At 67.5% G+C, this 16,210-nt stretch carries 15 protein-coding genes and 1 pseudogene; 5 read left to right on the top strand and 11 right to left on the bottom strand.

Annotated features, from left to right (window positions below; translation table 11 throughout):
* Nucleotides 1–453: pseudogene (locus AC1D1T_RS12510) on the bottom strand (hypothetical protein); the annotation flags it as partial.
* 161 nt (nucleotides 454–614) lie between these two features.
* On the opposite strand from AC1D1T_RS12510, the gene trxA reads away from it, so the two are divergent.
* The 4 genes from trxA to AC1D1T_RS12490 all read left to right on the top strand — a co-directional run bounded on the left by trxA (nucleotide 615) and on the right by AC1D1T_RS12490 (nucleotide 4,648).
* Nucleotides 615–944: a thioredoxin TrxA gene (gene trxA / locus AC1D1T_RS12505; protein ID WP_047511552.1), complete on the top strand. Its 330-nt coding sequence runs from the start codon at nucleotides 615–617 to the stop codon at nucleotides 942–944.
* A 279-nt stretch (nucleotides 945–1,223) separates the two neighbouring features.
* Entirely contained in the window at nucleotides 1,224–2,486 is a 1,263-nt protein-coding gene (gene rho / locus AC1D1T_RS12500) for a transcription termination factor Rho (protein WP_047511550.1), read from the top strand.
* A gap of 103 nt (nucleotides 2,487–2,589) precedes the next feature.
* Nucleotides 2,590–2,850, top strand: a complete 261-nt coding sequence (locus AC1D1T_RS12495; protein WP_477991937.1) for a type B 50S ribosomal protein L31 — start codon at nucleotides 2,590–2,592, stop codon at nucleotides 2,848–2,850.
* A gap of 124 nt (nucleotides 2,851–2,974) precedes the next feature.
* A complete protein-coding gene (locus AC1D1T_RS12490) occupies nucleotides 2,975–4,648 on the top strand; it encodes an ArnT family glycosyltransferase (RefSeq protein ID WP_047511546.1) in 1,674 nt (557 codons plus the stop codon).
* Here AC1D1T_RS12490 and phoR read toward each other — a convergent pair.
* From phoR to pstS, 7 genes are all read right to left on the bottom strand, one after another.
* On the bottom strand, nucleotides 4,645–6,018 hold the full coding sequence (phoR, locus tag AC1D1T_RS12485; RefSeq protein ID WP_465113245.1) for a phosphate regulon sensor histidine kinase PhoR: 1,374 nt from the start codon (nucleotides 6,016–6,018) through the stop codon (nucleotides 4,645–4,647). The genes AC1D1T_RS12490 and phoR overlap by 4 nt on opposite strands.
* Before the next feature lie 28 nt (nucleotides 6,019–6,046).
* Entirely contained in the window at nucleotides 6,047–6,754 is a 708-nt protein-coding gene (phoB, locus tag AC1D1T_RS12480) for a phosphate regulon transcriptional regulator PhoB (RefSeq protein WP_047511542.1), read from the bottom strand.
* Nucleotides 6,755–6,782: 28 nt separating this feature from the next.
* Entirely contained in the window at nucleotides 6,783–7,490 is a 708-nt protein-coding gene (gene phoU, locus AC1D1T_RS12475) for a phosphate signaling complex protein PhoU (RefSeq protein WP_047511540.1), read from the bottom strand.
* 14 nt (nucleotides 7,491–7,504) lie between these two features.
* The gene (gene pstB / locus AC1D1T_RS12470; protein WP_047511538.1) at nucleotides 7,505–8,290 is read right to left on the bottom strand and encodes a phosphate ABC transporter ATP-binding protein PstB; all 786 of its coding nucleotides are present in this window, start codon (nucleotides 8,288–8,290) and stop codon (nucleotides 7,505–7,507) included.
* A gap of 18 nt (nucleotides 8,291–8,308) precedes the next feature.
* Nucleotides 8,309–9,172 carry a phosphate ABC transporter permease PstA gene (gene pstA / locus AC1D1T_RS12465; protein ID WP_477991936.1) on the bottom strand — a complete coding sequence of 288 codons (864 nt, stop codon included), beginning with the start codon at nucleotides 9,170–9,172 and terminating at the stop codon, nucleotides 8,309–8,311.
* Nucleotides 9,169–10,146, bottom strand: coding sequence for a phosphate ABC transporter permease PstC (gene pstC / locus AC1D1T_RS12460; RefSeq protein ID WP_047511534.1), 978 nt, complete (start codon nucleotides 10,144–10,146; stop codon nucleotides 9,169–9,171). The genes pstA and pstC overlap by 4 nt, the downstream gene beginning before the upstream one ends.
* Nucleotides 10,147–10,255: 109 nt before the next feature.
* Nucleotides 10,256–11,293 (bottom strand): phosphate ABC transporter substrate-binding protein PstS, encoded by a 1,038-nt coding sequence (pstS, locus tag AC1D1T_RS12455; RefSeq protein ID WP_047511532.1) that lies wholly within the window; start codon nucleotides 11,291–11,293, stop codon nucleotides 10,256–10,258.
* Nucleotides 11,294–11,508: 215 nt separating this feature from the next.
* On the opposite strand from pstS, the gene AC1D1T_RS12450 reads away from it, so the two are divergent.
* Nucleotides 11,509–11,991, top strand: coding sequence for a fasciclin domain-containing protein (locus AC1D1T_RS12450; RefSeq protein ID WP_477828213.1), 483 nt, complete (start codon nucleotides 11,509–11,511; stop codon nucleotides 11,989–11,991).
* Nucleotides 11,992–11,993: 2 nt separating this feature from the next.
* Here the strand turns inward: AC1D1T_RS12450 and glmM are convergent, their stop codons facing one another.
* From glmM to ftsH, 3 genes are all read right to left on the bottom strand, one after another.
* Complete coding sequence (glmM, locus tag AC1D1T_RS12445) at nucleotides 11,994–13,325, bottom strand: phosphoglucosamine mutase (protein WP_465113240.1); 1,332 nt, start codon at nucleotides 13,323–13,325, stop codon at nucleotides 11,994–11,996.
* 48 nt (nucleotides 13,326–13,373) lie between these two features.
* Complete coding sequence (gene folP / locus AC1D1T_RS12440; RefSeq protein WP_477991935.1) at nucleotides 13,374–14,216, bottom strand: dihydropteroate synthase; 843 nt, start codon at nucleotides 14,214–14,216, stop codon at nucleotides 13,374–13,376.
* 66 nt (nucleotides 14,217–14,282) lie between these two features.
* Nucleotides 14,283–16,184 (bottom strand): ATP-dependent zinc metalloprotease FtsH, encoded by a 1,902-nt coding sequence (gene ftsH, locus AC1D1T_RS12435; protein ID WP_047511524.1) that lies wholly within the window; start codon nucleotides 16,182–16,184, stop codon nucleotides 14,283–14,285.
* Nucleotides 16,185–16,210: the final 26 nt, after the last annotated feature.

Here is a 16,210-nt window from a genome sequence, read left to right as displayed (position 1 = left end):
GGCGAGCAGCGCGCGCGCGTGGCGCCAGTGGGCCTCGCGCGCCGAGGGCTCGATCGCCGCAGCCGAGCGCGCCAGCCCGTGGGACAACCGCACGAAGCCGGCCACCGCATCGTCGAAGGCGCGCGGATCGCTGCGGCCCCAGGCCTGCAGCCGGTCCTGGCTGCGCAACAGGCGCGCGGCAGCCAGCCGGTCGAGGTGCACGTCGAAGCTGATCTGGCCTTCGGCCGTGGCCGGCGGCGGCCCGAGGCGGTGCGCGAGCGTCTGCGTCGTCTCGATCTCCGGCATCCAGCCGCCGGCCTGCGCCCAGGCGGTGCGCGCCGCGGCCAGTTGCTGCGCGAACGGCAGCAGCACCACGCAGCCGCGCGCCTCGACGCCCTGCTGCGCCATCCAGCCGCGCAGCTGCGCGACGAGGCCCGGCCCGTCGAGCGCGGCGGCCGGCATGGTGGCGATCACGGGGGTTTCAAGGTCGGTCAAGGGGGCCAGGAGGGGGCGTTGCAGCTATCGAAGCCATAGCGGCCGTGAGGTCGGGGTGCGCCGCGTGCGAAGGGGCTTTGTGTCAGAATCATTGTGCCTTGCCACTCGCGACGGGTGGCACATGTCCAAGGACAAATCCCATGAGCAGCGAACTGATCAAGCACACCACCGACGCGTCGTTCGACAGCGACGTCCTGCAGGCGGACAAGCCCGTCCTGGTCGACTACTGGGCCGAGTGGTGCGGCCCCTGCAAGATGATCGCCCCGATCCTCGACGAAGTGTCGAAGGACTACAGCGGCCGCCTGCAGATCGCCAAGCTGAATGTCGACGACAACCGCGACGTGCCCGCCAAGTTCGGCATCCGCGGCATTCCGACCCTGATGCTGTTCAAGGGCGGCCAGCTCGCCGCCACCAAGGTCGGCGCACTTTCGAAGGCCCAGTTGACGGCCTTCCTCGACGGTCATCTATAATCCGCCGAATCGTGGTGGCCTCGGGCCCCGTTCTCCCCGGACGGACTGAAGCCACCACCTGAAGATTGCCACCTCGCCCAAAGCCGCCATCGGCAGCGGCGCGTAGGTCCGGCACAAAACTCCAGCGTTTCAAAACCCCAGCATTTCTGTCGTCGCGAGAGCGGTGCCAAGTTGTCCTGCAACCCGATGCCGGGTCGCTCGCGCCACTTGTCGCAGTGATCGAATCGGGTCCGGCTTCTCGGACCCTGCCTGCACTCTTTCCTTCCAGGGGCCCTGCCCATGCATTTGTCTGAACTGAAAGCGCTCCACGTCTCCGAGCTCATCAAGATGGGCGAGGCGCTGGAGATCGAGAACGTCGCCCGCATGCGCAAGCAGGAGCTGATGTTCGCGATCATGAAGAAGCGCGCGAAAGGCGGCGAGCAGGTGTTCGGCGACGGCGTGCTCGAAGTGCTGCCCGACGGCTTCGGCTTCCTGCGTGCCCCCGACGCGAGCTACATGGCCTCGACCGACGACATCTACCTGTCGCCGAGCCAGATCCGCCGCTTCAACCTGCACACCGGCGACGCCGTCGAAGGCGAGGTGCGGGTCCCGAAGGACGGCGAACGCTACTTCGCGCTCGTCAAGGTCGACCGGGTCAACGGCCTGACGCCCGAGGAGAGCAAGCACAAGATCATGTTCGAGAACTTGACGCCGCTGTTCCCGAAGGAACAGTTCAAGCTCGAACGCGACATCAAGAGCGAAGAGAACGTCACCAGCCGCATCATCGACCTGATCGCGCCGATCGGCAAAGGCCAGCGCGCGCTGCTCGTCGCCCAGCCCAAGACCGGCAAGACGGTGATGATGCAGCAGCTGGCGCATGCGCTGGTCGCGAACCATCCCGACATCTACCTGATCGTGCTGCTGGTCGACGAACGGCCGGAAGAAGTGACCGAGATGGTCCGCACGGTGCGCGGCGAGGTCATCAGCTCCACCTTCGACGAGCCGGCCGCGCGCCACGTGCAGGTCGCCGAGATGGTGATCGAGCGCGCGAAGCGCCTGGTCGAGATGCGCAAGGATGTGGTGATCCTGCTCGACTCGATCACCCGCCTGGCCCGCGCCTACAACAACGTGCTGCCTTCGTCCGGCAAGGTGCTGACCGGCGGCATGGACTCGAACGCGCTGCAGCGCCCGAAGCGCTTCTTCGGCGCGGCGCGCAATGTGGAAGAAGGCGGCTCGCTGACGATCATCGGCACCGCGCTGATCGACACCGGCAGCCGCATGGACGACCTGATCTACGAAGAGTTCAAGGGCACCGGCAACTGCGAGATCCACCTGGATCGCCGCATGGCCGAGAAGCGCGTCTACCCGTCGATCCTGATCAACAAGAGCGGCACGCGCCGTGAAGAGCTGCTGCTGCAGCCCGAGATCCTGCAGAAGACCTGGATCCTGCGGAAACTGCTGTACCCGATGGACGAGATCGAGGCGATGGAATTCATCCTCGACAAGATGAAATCCACGAAGAACAACCACGATTTCTTCGACATGATGCGTCGCGGCGGTTGATGCCTGCGCAGGCGACGCTATAATCCGCGGTTTTCCGCATTCCGGAAAGTGCGCCAAGTGGTTTGGCGTGGCTCCCGGTATCACAGCGCTGAAGAGGTTTCTCATGGCCAAAGAAGGCATCCACCCGAACTACCGCGACATCTGCTTCGTGGACCTGTCCAACGGTTTCAAGTTCGTCACGCGCTCGTGCGCCCAGACGAAGGAAACCATCAAGATGGAAGATGGCCGTGAGCTGCCGCTGATCAAGCTGGAAACCACCAGCGAATCGCACCCGTTCTACACCGGCACCCAGAAGAGCATCGACTCGCTGGGCGGTCGCGTCGAGAAGTTCCRCAACAAGTTTGCGCACCTGAAGGCGAAGTAAGCCGTCTCTCGACGAGACAAGCGAAGGCAGCCTGCGGGCTGCCTTTTTCATTGGCGCGCACGAACTTCGTGCACAAGTTGCTGCATCATCGTCGCCGTCCCGAGAACAGCCTGCGCCACTTTCCTTGAACTCGCCCACCCCTGCCCTCGTCACCCAGCGTGCCGCCCAGCGCCTGCCGCGCCTGGCCCTGCTGCTGTTCTGCGCGGCCTACCTGCTGCCCGGCCTGTTCGGGCGCGACCCGTGGAAGGCCGCCGACATGACGGCCTTCGGCTACATGGTCGACATCGCGCAGGGCAGCACCAGCTGGTGGTCGCCGACCGTCGCCGGCATCCCGAGCGATTCGGCGCTGCTGCCGTACTGGCTGGGCGCCGTCTTCATCAAGCTGCTCGGCGGCCTGCTCGGCCAGCCGCTCGCGGCCCGCATTCCGTTCACGATGCTGCTGGGCGTCACGCTGCTGCTGACCTGGTACAGCACCTACCATTTCGCGCGCACCGAGGCGGCGCAACCGGTGCCGTTCGCGTTCGGCGGCGAGGCGAGCCCGATCGACTATGCCCGCGCGATCGCCGACGGCGCCTTGCTCGCGCTGATCGCGAGCCTCGGCCTGCTGCAGCTCGGCCATGAGACCACGCCCGAGCTCGCGCAGCTGGCCAGCGTCTCGCTGTTCCTCTACGCACTGGCGGCCTGTCCGTTCCGCGGCTGGCAGAGCAAGGCGGCGGTGATGCTGGCGCTGCCGGCGCTGGCGGCCAGCGGCGCGCCGATGATCGGGGCGATGCTGGCCATCACCGGCGGCATCGTCTGCGGCCGCTCGAGCTACGAGCCGGCACGCCGCTTCACGCTGTGGATCGCTGCCGGCGGCGTGCTTGGGCTCATCGTCGCGACGCTGCTCGGTGCCTGGGGCTGGCGCCTCGACGGGTATGTCGAGGCGAGCGATTTCGTCAGCCTGGGCAAGCTCTTCGTCTGGTTCATGTGGCCGGGCTGGCTGCTGGCGTTCTGGACGCTGTGGCGCTGGCGCGCGCAGTGGCTGAACCGGCACATCACCGCGCCGCTCGGCTGCGTGCTGGTGAGCGTCGTGGCCTGCCTCGCGATGGGCGGCTCCGACCGCGCGCTGATGCTCGGCCTGCCGCCGCTCGCAGTGCTGGCGGCGTTCGCGCTGCCCACATTGCACCGCGGCACCTCGGCCGCGATGGACTGGTTCTCGGTGTTCTTCTTCAGCGTCTGGGCGCTCGCGATCTGGGTCGTCTATGCGTCGGTCTACACCGGCGTGCCGGCCAAGCCGGCCGCCAACGTCGCGCGGCTCGCACCGGGTTTCATCCCGAACTTCTCGCTGCTGGCGCTGCTGACCGCCATCGCCGCCACGCTGGCCTGGCTGTGGCTGGTGAAGTGGCGCACCGGGCGGCACCGCCATCCGCTGTGGAAGAGCCTGGTGCTGCCGGCCAGCGGCGTCGCGCTGTGCTGGTCGCTGCTGATGACGCTCGGGCTGCCGCTGTTCGACTACGCGCGCAGCTACCGGCCGCTGGTGACGCGCATTGCGCGCCATGTGCCGAGTGACGTGTGCATCGCAGCGCCCGGCCTCAGCCGCGCGCAGCTGGTGGCGCTGGAGTACTTCGGCGGCTACCGCGTCGACGCGACGCAGGCGCCCGACCGCACGCTGTGCGAGTTCCTGATCGTGATGGAGACCTTGCGCCGCCAGGCACCGGCCCCGCAGGGCTGGCAGCTGATCACGCGGGAATTGCGGCCGTCGGACAGCGACGAGGTGGCAGCGGTCTACCGCCGCACTGCCCCGCCGCAGAAGTCTTAGGTCGACGACATCGTCTGGTCGTTGATCAGAGGGGCTGCACGCCGCGGATCCGGCGCCGGTTCCAGGAAGCGCACGCGCGCCGCCGGCAGCACCAGGCAGAAGCGCGAGCCCTTGCCGATCTCGCTGTGGATGTCGAGCTCGCCGCCGTGCCGCTGCACCACGTGCTTGACGATCGACAGCCCGAGCCCGGTGCCGCCGGTGTCGCGCGAGCGGCTGCCGTCGACGCGGTAGAAGCGCTCGGTCAGCCGCGGCAGGTGCTCGCGCGCGATGCCCGGGCCGGTGTCGCTGACCGACACCTCGCCGGCCCCATCCTCGCGCACCCGCCAGTTCACCGCGATGCGCCCGCCTTCCGGCGTGTAGCGCACCGCATTCGTCACCAGGTTGCCGACCGCGCTCATCAGCTCGCTCTCGCTGCCGGCCAGCTGGGCCGCGTCGGCACCCGAGAAGCTCAGCTGGTGGCGCCCCATCGACAGCGCGCTCGCATCGGCCTGCGCCTGGCCGAACAGCTTGCTGACGGCCACCCAGCGGTCGCTCGGCGGGCGCGGGCTGCCTTCGAGCTGCGCGAGCGTCAGCAGGTCGGCCACCAGCGTCTGCATGCGCTGCGTCTGCTGCCCCATCAGCGTCAGCACGCGGCGCCGCTCGACCTCGGTCAGCGGCAGGTTGCTCATCGTCTCGATGAAGCCCGACAGCACCGTCAGCGGCGTGCGGATCTCGTGCGAGACGTTGGCGACGAAATCGCGCCGCATGCCCTCGGAGCGCTCGCGCTCGGTGATGTCGAGCGACAGCACCAGCTTCAGGCCGTCGCCATACGGCCGGATGTAGACCGACAAGGTGCCGCGGTTGCGCAGGTCGGGCACCGTCACCGCCTGCTCGAAGGCGCCTGCCTGCAGGTAGCTGACGAAGACCGGTGCGCGCAGGAGGTTGGTGATGCGCTGGCGCTTGTCGCGAACCGGGTCGAGCCCGAAGTGGTCGGCCGCCACCGAATTGCACCATTCGATCTGGTCGTTCTCGTCGAGCAGCAGCACGCCGTTCGGCGAAGCCTCGATGGCCGACAGGAAATGCGCCAGGCGCCCCTGCTCGCGGCTCACCGTGCGGTCGCGCGCCACCACGGCGCGCTCGATGCGGTAGCCCATCTCGCCCCAGAAGCCGGTATCGCGCGGCGCCGAGCCCTCGAGCGAGCCGCTGAGCCAGCGCATCAGCCGGTAGCCGCGCACCGCGTCGATCAGCGCGACCGCGCTCGCCCCCAGCAGCGTGCCGAGCCACAGGCCCACGAGCGGCGCATGCGCCATCTCGCCCAGCACATGGCCGAGCCCGCCGCCGACCGCCATCGCGAGGACGCCGGCCAGGAAGCGCGGCAGCAGCCAGTTCATCGCATCGGGTCCGTGTCAGGCCGGAGGTTCACGCGGACAGCGACTGCGACTGCACCTGCTGCGTCAGCCGGTAGCCGGCACCGCGCACGGTCTCGATCATCTGCGAGCAGTTGACCGGGTTCAGTGCCTCGCGCAGGCGCTTGACGTGCACGTCGACCGTGCGCTCCTCGATGAAGACATGGTCGCCCCACACGCGGTCGAGCAGCTGCGAGCGGCTGTGCACGCGCTCCGGGTGCGTCATGAAGAAATGCAGCAGGCGGAACTCGGTCGGGCCGACGCGAACCTCCTGCCCTTCGCGCGACACGCGGCGCGTCGCCGGATCGAGCTTCAGCGGGCCGACCTCGACCGCCGCGTCGAGCGCCTCGGGTGCCTTGCGGCGCAGCACCGCGCGGATGCGCGCCATCAGCTCGTGCGTCGAGAACGGCTTGGTCAGGTAGTCGTCGGCACCGGCGTCCAGGCCGGAGATCTTGTCGGATTCGGCGGCGCGCGCGGTCAGCATGATGATCGGCAGCTCGCGGGTGCGCGGCTGCGAGCGCCAGCGCTTCGCGAGCGTGATGCCGGATTCGCCGGGCAGCATCCAGTCGAGCACCACCAGGTCGGGCAGCACGCGGTCGACCTGCACCAGCGCCTCGTCGGCCGTCGCCGCCACCACCACCTCGTAGCCCGCATGGCGCAGGTTGATGGACATCAGCTCGGCGATTGCCGATTCGTCTTCGACCACCAGCACCTGGCTCATCGTTGGATCCCCTTTGCAGCAGTTCGCGTCATCGCACCATCGACTCGACGTTCTCGAGCGAGTTGTGGCGCACGTCGGTGCCCATCACCACGTAGATGATGACCTCGGCGAGGTTCTTCGCATGGTCGCCCACGCGCTCGATCGCCTTGGCCACGAACACCAGGTCGATGCTCGACGAGATGGTGCGCGGGTCTTCCATCATGTAGGTGATCAGCTTGCGCATCAGGCCGTCGAATTCCTGGTCGATCTGGTCGTCCTGCTTCAGCACCTCGAGGGCCTTCGCGGTGTCGAGCCGCGCGAAGGCGTCGAGCGCCTTGCGCAGCTGGGCCACCGCCAGCTCGGCCTCGAAGGCCAGGTCGTTGACCGGCAGGCGCAGCCGGCTCGACACGCCGGTGTTGATCAGCCGCTGCACGGTGCGCGCGATGCGGGCCGCCTCGTCGCCGACGCGCTCCAGGTTGGCGATGGTCTTCGAGATCGCGATCAGCAGGCGCAGGTCGCGCGCCGTCGGCTGGCGGCGGGCGATGATGCTCGACAGGTCGCGATCGATCTCCATCTCCATCGCGTTCACGCGCTCTTCGTTGCGCAGCACGTCGCTCGCGATGTCGCCGCTGAAGTTGGTCAGCGCATAGACCGCCTGCGCGACCTGCGACTCGACCAGGCCGCCCATCTCGAGCACGCGTGTCGAGATGCCGCTGAGTTCGGTGTCGAACTGGGTGGAAAGGTGCTTGTCCGTCATGGTGATTCCTCCGCTCAACCGAACCGGCCGGTGATGTAGTCCTCAGTGTCTTTCTTCTTCGGCTTCATGAACAGGTCCGACGTGACGCCGAACTCGATCAGGTCGCCGAGGTACATGTAGGCGGTGTAGTCCGAGCAACGCGCCGCCTGTTGCATGTTGTGCGTGACGATGACGACGGTGTAGTCGTTCTTCAGCTCGTGGATCAGCTCCTCGATCTTGCCGGTGGAGATCGGGTCGAGTGCCGAGCACGGCTCGTCGAGCAGCAGCACCTCGGGCTTGATCGCGATGCCGCGCGCGATGCACAGCCGCTGCTGCTGGCCGCCGGAGAGGCCGGAGCCGCTCTGCGCCAGCTTGTCCTTCACCTCGTTCCAGAGCGCCGCCTTCTTGAGCGCCCATTCGACGCGCTCGTCCATCTCGACGCGCGGCAGCGTTTCGAACAGCTTCACGCCGAACGCGATGTTGTCGTAGATCGACATCGGGAACGGCGTCGGCTTCTGGAACACCATGCCGATCTTGGCGCGCACCAGCGAGACATCCTGCTTGCTCTTCAGCACGTTCTCGCCGTCGACCAGGATCTCGCCTTCGGCGCGCTGCTCGGGGTAGAGCTCGAACATGCGGTTGAAGGTGCGCAGCAGCGTCGACTTGCCGCAGCCCGACGGGCCGATGAAGGCGGTGACCTTCTTCTCGGGAATGTCGAGGTTGATGCGCTTCAGCGCATGGAAGCTGCCGTAATAGAAGTTGAGGTTGCGCACCGAGATCTTGGCCTTCTCGGTCACCGGGAGTTCGACTTTGACGTCCATGTCGTTCTTTCTGGTTCTCTAGTGCTTGTTGCGGAAGACCACGCGCGCAAAGATGTTCAGCGCGAGCACGCCGAGGGTGATCAGGAACACGCCGGCCCAGGCGAGCTTCTGCCAGTTCTCGTACGGGCTCATCGCGAACTTGAAGATCGTGACCGGCAGGTTGGCCATCGGCCCCGACAGGTTGCTCGACCAGAACTGGTTCGACAGCGCCGTGAACAGCAGCGGTGCGGTCTCGCCGGCGATGCGGGCGAAGGCGAGCAGCACGCCGGTCAYCACGCCGGCGCGGGCCGCCTTCAGCGTGACGCTGGAGATCACCTTCCACTTCGGCGTGCCGAGCGCGTAGGCCGCCTCGCGCAGCGCATGCGGGATCAGCGACAGCATGTTCTCGGTGGTGCGGATCACGACCGGGATCACGATCAGCGCCAGCGCCAGCACGCCGGCATAGCCGGAGTAGGTCTTGAAGCGCGCGACGATCACCGCGTAGATGAACAGGCCGATCACGATCGACGGCGCCGACAGCAGGATGTCGTTGATGAAGCGCGTGGTGCTGCCCAGCCAGGTCTTCTGCCCGTACTCGGCCAGGTAGATGCCCGCCAGCACACCGATCGGCGTTCCGACCAGCGTGGCCAGCGACACCATCACCAGCGAGCCGTACAGCGCATTGGCCAGCCCGCCGATCTCGGCCTGCGGGGCCGGCGTCATCTCGGTCAGCACCGTCCAGGTGAGGCCGCCGACGCCGAGCCGGAAGGTCTCGATCAGGATCCAGATCAGCCAGAACAGGCCGAAGGCCATCGCGGCCATCGACAGCGTGAGGGCCACCGCATTGACGCGGCGGCGGCTGCGCGCCTTGGCCAGGCGGCCGGCATCGATCACGGCGCTCATGAGCGGCCCCCTTCACCCTTCTTGAGCTGCGCGAGCAGCAGCTTGGACATCGACAGCACCACGAAGGTGATGAAGAACAGCACCAGCGCGAGGTACAGCAGCGAGGCCTGGTGCAGGCCTTCGCTCGCCTCGGCGAATTCGTTCGCGAGCACCGAGGTGATACTGTTGGCGGCCTCGAACAGCGACGGCCCGTTCAGCTGGTTCGCGTTGCCGATCACGAAGGTGACCGCCATCGTCTCGCCGAGCGCACGGCCCAGCCCCAGCATGATGCCGCCGATGACGCCGGTCTTGGTGTACGGCAGCACGACGCGGAACACCACTTCCCAGGTGGTGGAGCCGAGCCCGTAGGCCGATTCCTTCAGCATCGCCGGCGTGACCTCGAACACGTCGCGCATCACCGCGGCGATGAACGGGATGATCATGATCGCGAGGATGATGCCGGCCGACAGGATGCCGATGCCCACCGGCGCGCCCGAGACCAGGCCCTTGAAGAACGGCACGTCGCCGAGCACGCGCTGCAGCGGCTGCTGCACGTACTCCGACAGCACCGGGCTGAACACCAGCAGGCCCCACATGCCGTAGACGATCGACGGCACCGCGGCCAGCAGCTCGATCGCGACGCCCAGCGGGCGGCGCAGCCAGTTCGGCGACAGCTCGGTCAGGAACAGCGCGATGCCGAAGCTCACCGGCACCGCGATCAGCAGCGCGATCGCCGAGGTGGCGAGCGTGCCGTAGATCATCACCAGGCCGCCGTATTGATCCTTCACCGGATCCCATTCGCTGCGCCACAGGAAGCTCAGCCCGTACTCGCGGATGGCCGGCGCGGCGCCGATCACCAGCGAGACGATGATGCCGGCGAGCAGCAGCAGCGTGAGGATGGCGGCGCCATGCGCCAGCAGCGAGAAGACCGTGTCGGCCCACGGTGCAGAACGGCGGGCCGAGGGCGGCTGCCCCAGGGGATCGGAGCGTTGCATCTCGTCTTTGTTGTAGTGCGATGCGGGGAGTGTAGCGGCCACGTTTCCTCCATCCAGGCGAGGGCGGCGAGACCCGGAGGTGCTCGCCGCCATGAGTGAGCAGCGGGAATTACTTGACCGCGACGGCCTTGCCCGAAGCGTCCTTGATCTCGCCCCATTGCTTGCGAACCAGCGCCTTCACCGCGTCGGGCAGCGAGACGTATTCGAGGTCGGCGGCCATCTTGTCGCCGTTGGCATAGGCCCAGTCGAAGAACTTCAGCGAGTTGGTGGCCTGCACCGGCTTGTCCTGCGACTTCTGCATCATGATGAAGGTCGCGCCGGTCAGCGGCCAGGCATCCTTGCCGGCCTGCTCGGTCAGCACCTGGTAGAAGGTCTTGCTCCAGTCGGCGCCGGCCGCGGCGGCCTTGAAGTTCACGTCGTCCGGCGACACGAAGTTGCCGTCCTTGTTCTTCAGCTGCACGTACGACATCTTGTTCTGCTTCGCGTAGGCGTACTCGACGTAGCCGATCGAGTTCGGCAGGCGCTGCACGTACGACGAGACGCCTTCGTTGCCCTTGCCGCCCGCGCCGGTCGGCCAGTTGACGGCGGTGCCTTCACCGACCTTGTCCTTCCACTCGGTGTTCACCTTCGACAGGTAGTTCGTGAAGATGAAGCTGGTGCCCGAGCCGTCGGCGCGGCGCACCACCGAGATCGCGGCGTCCGGCAGCGGCACGCCGGGGTTCAGCGCGGCCAGCGACGGGTCGTTCCACTTGGTGACCTTGCCGAGGTAGATGTCGCCGAGCGCCTGGCCGGTCAGCTTGATCTGGCCGGGCTGGATGCCCTTGATGTTGACGACCGGCACGACGCCGCCGATCACGGTGGGGAACTGCACCAGGCCGTCCTTGGCCAGCTCGTCGTCCTTCAGCGGCATGTCGGAGGCGCCGAAGTCGACCGTCTTCGAGCGGATCTGCTTCAGGCCGGCGCCCGAGCCGACCGATTGGTAGTTGATGCGGGCGCCGCTGGCCTTGTTGTAGGCCTCGGCCCACTTGGCGTACAGCGGGGCCGGGAACGTGGCACCGGCGCCGGTGATGTCTTGAGCGAAGGCCATCGACGACACCGCGCTGACAGCCACCAGGGTGGCAACGGACCGGAACGACTTGAGATTCATGGGGCGCACCTTTCAGGTACTGGCTGGAGGAATGCCCGGGACTGTAAAAGTCCTGTGTGACAAGGCGGTGACACCACTGTCATCCAGCTCGGCTCGCCGCCGCGAAATTCGCGCTGACGCCCGGCAAACCGGGTTGTCATGAAGGATTCACGGCCCTGTCACATGGGATCCATATGCTGCCGGCCAGCCATCCCAACCCCTGAAGGACCCCTTCGATGAACAAGAGAACCTGGCTGATCGCCGCCACCTCCGCCCTGACCCTGCTGGCCGCCGGCTGCGCCACCACGCCGGCTCCGAAGACCGTCGCCGAAGTCGCCGCGACGACGCCCGAGCTGTCGACGCTGAACAAGCTGATCGGCGACGCCGGCCTCACCGCCACGCTGAGCGGCCCCGGCCCGTACACCGTGTTCGCGCCGACCAACGACGCCTTCAAGGCCGTGCCGGCGAAGACGATGGAGAACCTGGCCAAGGACAAGACCGCGCTGGTCGCCCTGCTGAACTACCACGTGGTGCCCGGCCAGCTGACCTCGGCCGACATCAAGAACGGCCCGGCCAAGACGCTGCAGGGCGGCAACCTCGCGCTGTCGAAGTCCGGCACGTTCGTGACGGTCGAAGACGCCGTCGTGACGCAGGCCGACCTGAAGGCCAGCAACGGCGTCGTTCAGATCGTCGACCGCGTCTTCATCCCGGCAAAATAAGCCTAGGCGCGCAAGGTGTCCGCCAGGCGTTCGGCGCAGGCCTTGGCCTGCGCTGCATCGCGGGCCTCGACCATCACGCGCACCAGCGGTTCGGTGCCGGACGGGCGGATCAGCAGGCGGCCGTCGTTGCCCAGCTCGCGCTGCACGGCGGCCTGCGTCTCGGCCAGCTTCGGCGCGGACTTCCAGTCCTGCCCGGGCTTCAGCCGCACGTTGATCAACACCTGCGGGAACAGCGTCACCGCCTCGACCAGCTGGGCCAGCGACTTGCCGCTGCGGCTCACCGCCTGCAGCACCTGCAGCGCGCTGACGATGCCGTCGCCGGTGGTGTGCTTGTCGAGCGCCAGCAGGTGGCCCGAGCCCTCGCCGCCCAGCAGCCAGCCGCGTGCGGCCAGCTCTTCGAGCACGTAGCGGTCGCCGACCTTGGCGCGCACGAACTCGATGTCCTGCGCCTTCAGCGCCACCTCGACCGCCATGTTGGTCATCAGCGTGCCGACCGCGCCGGGCACGCGTTGCCCCTGCGCCAGGCGGTCGGCCACCATCACGTAGAGCAGCTCGTCGCCGTTGTAGAGGCGGCCGTCGGCATCGACCAGTTGCAGGCGGTCGGCATCGCCATCGAGCGCGACACCGTAGTCCGCCTGGTTCTCGCGCACCGCCTTGACCAGGGCGGCCGGCGCGGTGGCACCGAAACCGGCGTTGATGTTGAGGCCGTCGGGGTTGCAGCCGATCGCGATGACCTCGGCACCCAGTTCGTGGAACACGTCGGGCCCGGATTGGTAGCCCGCCCCGTGCGCCGCATCGACGACGATCTTCAGGCCCTTCAGCGACAGGTCGTTGCTGAAGGTGCTCTTGCAGAACTCGACGTAGCGGCCGCGCGCTGCCTCGAGCCGGCGCGCCTTGCCGAGCTGGGCCGAGTCGACCCATTGCGCGGGCTCTTCGAGGGCCGCCTCGACACGCTGCTCCCACTCGTCGGGCAGCTTCTCGCCGCGCGCCGAGAAGAACTTGATGCCGTTGTCCGGGTAGGCGTTGTGCGAGGCGCTGATCACGACCCCGAGGTCCAGCCGCAGCGCGCGCGTGAGATACGCGACGCCCGGGGTCGGCAGCGGGCCGGTGAGCAGCACGTCGACGCCGGCCGACGCGAAACCGGCTTCGAGCGCCGATTCGATCATGTAGCCGGAGATCCGCGTGTCCTTGCCGATCAGCACCGTCGGCTTGGCAATGTCGGCCTTCAACACCCGGCCCACCGCATGGCCGAGGCGCAGCATGAAATCGGGGGTGATCGGCGATTGGCCGACGGTCCCGCGGATGCCGTCGGTGCCGAAATAGGTTCTGCTCATGCGCTTGTCTCCACGCCCAGGATCTGTGAGGACGGGATTTTGCGGCAACTAGCGCCCGCCGCCGTCGATCAGCCCGGCGGCACCCCACACCTTGAGGGCGTCCACTGTGGGGGTGACGTCGTGGACCCGCAACACACGGGCGCCGTTCTGGACGGCGGCCAGCGCCGCCGCCACGCTCGCGACCATCCGCTCGCCGACCGGCCGCCCGGTGATCGTCCCCAGGCTGCTCTTGCGCGACCAGCCCGCCAGCAGCGGGTAGCCGAGCTGCAGCAGTTCCCGCTGGCGCGCCAGCAGCGCGAAGTTGTGCGCGACGGTCTTGCCGAAGCCGATGCCCGGATCGAGCACGATGCGCTCGGCGGCGACGCCGCGCTGCGCGAGCGCAGCACCGCGGCCGGCGAGGAAATCGCGCACCTCGCCAACCACGTCGTCGTAGTGCGGCGCCACCTGCATCGATTTCGGCTCGCCCTGGGCGTGCATCAGGCAGATGCCGCAGTTGGGGTGCGAAGCAACCAGCGCCTCGGCGCCCGGCGCCTGCAGCGCGAAGATGTCGTTGACGATGTCGGCGCCCAGGTCGAGCGCGGCGCGCATCACCTCGGTCTTGTAGGTGTCGATCGACAGCGGCACCTGCAGCCGCAACGCCTCGCGCAGCACCGGCAACAGCCGCGCCAATTCGTCGGCCACCGACACCGCATCGGCGCCGGGCCGGCTCGATTCGGCGCCGAGGTCGAGGATGTCGGCGCCCTCCTTCAGCAGCTGCTCGCAGTGCGCCAGCGCGGCCTTCGTGCTCGCATGCTGTCCGCCGTCGGAGAACGAATCGGGCGTGATGTTGACGATGCCCATCACGCGCGGGCGCGTCAGGTCGATCGAGAAGCGCGTGGTCTGCCAGTGCATCGCGGGGCCCTGCTCAACCATGGAAAACGGGGCCGAAGCCCCGTCGTCTGAACAGCATCGATACGCTCAGGCCGCGGCCGGTGCGCCGTCCGGCTTGACCGGCGGCGTCGGGCCGCTCGGCTTGCCGGAGCTGGAACTCCAGTCCTTCGGCGGGCGCGGCGGGCGGTCGCCCATGATGTCGTCGATCTGGTCGGCGTCGATGGTTTCCCATTCGAGCAGCGCCTTCGCCATCGCGTGCATCTTGTCCTGGTTGTCCTCGATCAGCTTGCGGGCGATCGCGTACTGCTCGTCGATGATGCGGCGGATCACGTCGTCGACCTTCTGCATCGTCTGCTCGGACACGTTGACCTGCTTGGTCACCGAGCGGCCCAGGAAGACCTCGCTCTCGTTCTCGGCGTAGACCATCGGGCCCAGCTCGTCGGTCATGCCGTAGCGGGTGACCATGTCGCGCGCCATCGAGGTGGCACGCTCGAAGTCGTTCGACGCGCCGGTGGTCATCTGGTGCATGAACACTTCTTCGGCGATGCGGCCGCCGAACAGCATGCTGATGGTGTTCAGCATGTACTCGCGGTCGTAGCTGTAGCGGTCCTTCTCGGGCAGCGACAGCGTCACGCCCAGCGCACGGCCGCGCGGGATGATCGTGACCTTGTGCACCGGGTCGAGCTTGGGCAGCATGCGACCGATCAGCGCGTGGCCGGCCTCGTGGTACGCGGTGTTGCGGCGCTCTTCCTCGTCCATGACCATCGATTTGCGCTCGGCGCCCATCATGATCTTGTCCTTGGCGCGCTCGAAGTCGATCATCTCGACGACCCGGCCGTTGCGGCGCGCGGCGAACAGCGCCGCCTCGTTGACCAGGTTGGCCAGGTCGGCGCCCGAGAAGCCCGGGGTGCCGCGCGCGAGGATGTCGGCGCGGATGTCGGCACCGACCGGCACCTTGCGCATGTGCACGTTGATGATCTGCTCGCGGCCGCGGATGTCGGGCAGCGTCACGTAGACCTGGCGGTCGAAGCGGCCCGGGCGCAGCAGCGCGGGGTCGAGGATGTCGGGCCGGTTGGTGGCCGCCATCACGATCACGCCGAGGTTGGTCTCGAAGCCGTCCATCTCGACCAGCATCTGGTTCAGCGTCTGCTCGCGCTCGTCGTTGCCGCCGCCGAGGCCGGCACCGCGGTGGCGGCCGACCGCGTCGATTTCATCGACGAAGATGATGCAGGGCGCGCTCTTCTTGGCCTGCTCGAACATGTCGCGCACGCGCGCCGCGCCGACGCCGACGAACATCTCGACGAAATCGGAGCCGGAGATGCTGAAGAACGGCACCTTCGCCTCGCCGGCGATCGCCTTCGCCAGCAGCGTCTTGCCGGTGCCCGGAGGGCCGACCAGCAACACGCCGCGCGGAATGCGGCCGCCGAGCTTCTGGAACTTCTGCGGGTCCTTCAGGAAGTCGACCAGCTCCTTCACCTCTTCCTTGGCCTCGTCGCAACCGGCGACATCGGCGAAGGTGGTGGTGTTGTTGGCCTCGTCGAGCATGCGCGCCTTCGACTTGCCGAAGCTGAACGCACCGCCCTTGCCGCCGCCCTGCATCTGGCGCATGAAGTAGATCCACACGCCGATCAGCAGCAGCATCGGGCCCCATGAGCCGAGGATGCTCAACAGGATCGACGGCTCCTCGCGGGGCTTCACGTCGAACTTGACGTTGTTGTTGATCAGGTCACCGACCAGGCCGCGGTCGAGGAAGGTTGCGGTGGTGCGCAGGTCCTTGTCGTCGGTGGTCTTGGCCTTGATCTCGGTCCCGGAAGGCCCTTCCTGGAGCTGCACGCTCTTGATCCGCTTGCTGCGCACTTCCTCGAGGAAGTCGGAATAGCCGATCTGGCTGCCTTGCATTGCACCCTTGTCGAACTGCTTGAACACGGTGAACAGCACGAGTGCGATCACCAGCCAGACAGCGACTTTGGAGAACCATTGATTGTTCACCGCGGCTCCTTCTTGCGATAAATCCT

Source organism: Rhizobacter sp. P2_H3 (genome assembly GCF_056403355.1).
The sequence above is the reverse complement of the archived record's forward strand: the minus strand, read 5'-3'. Positions and strand labels throughout refer to the sequence as shown.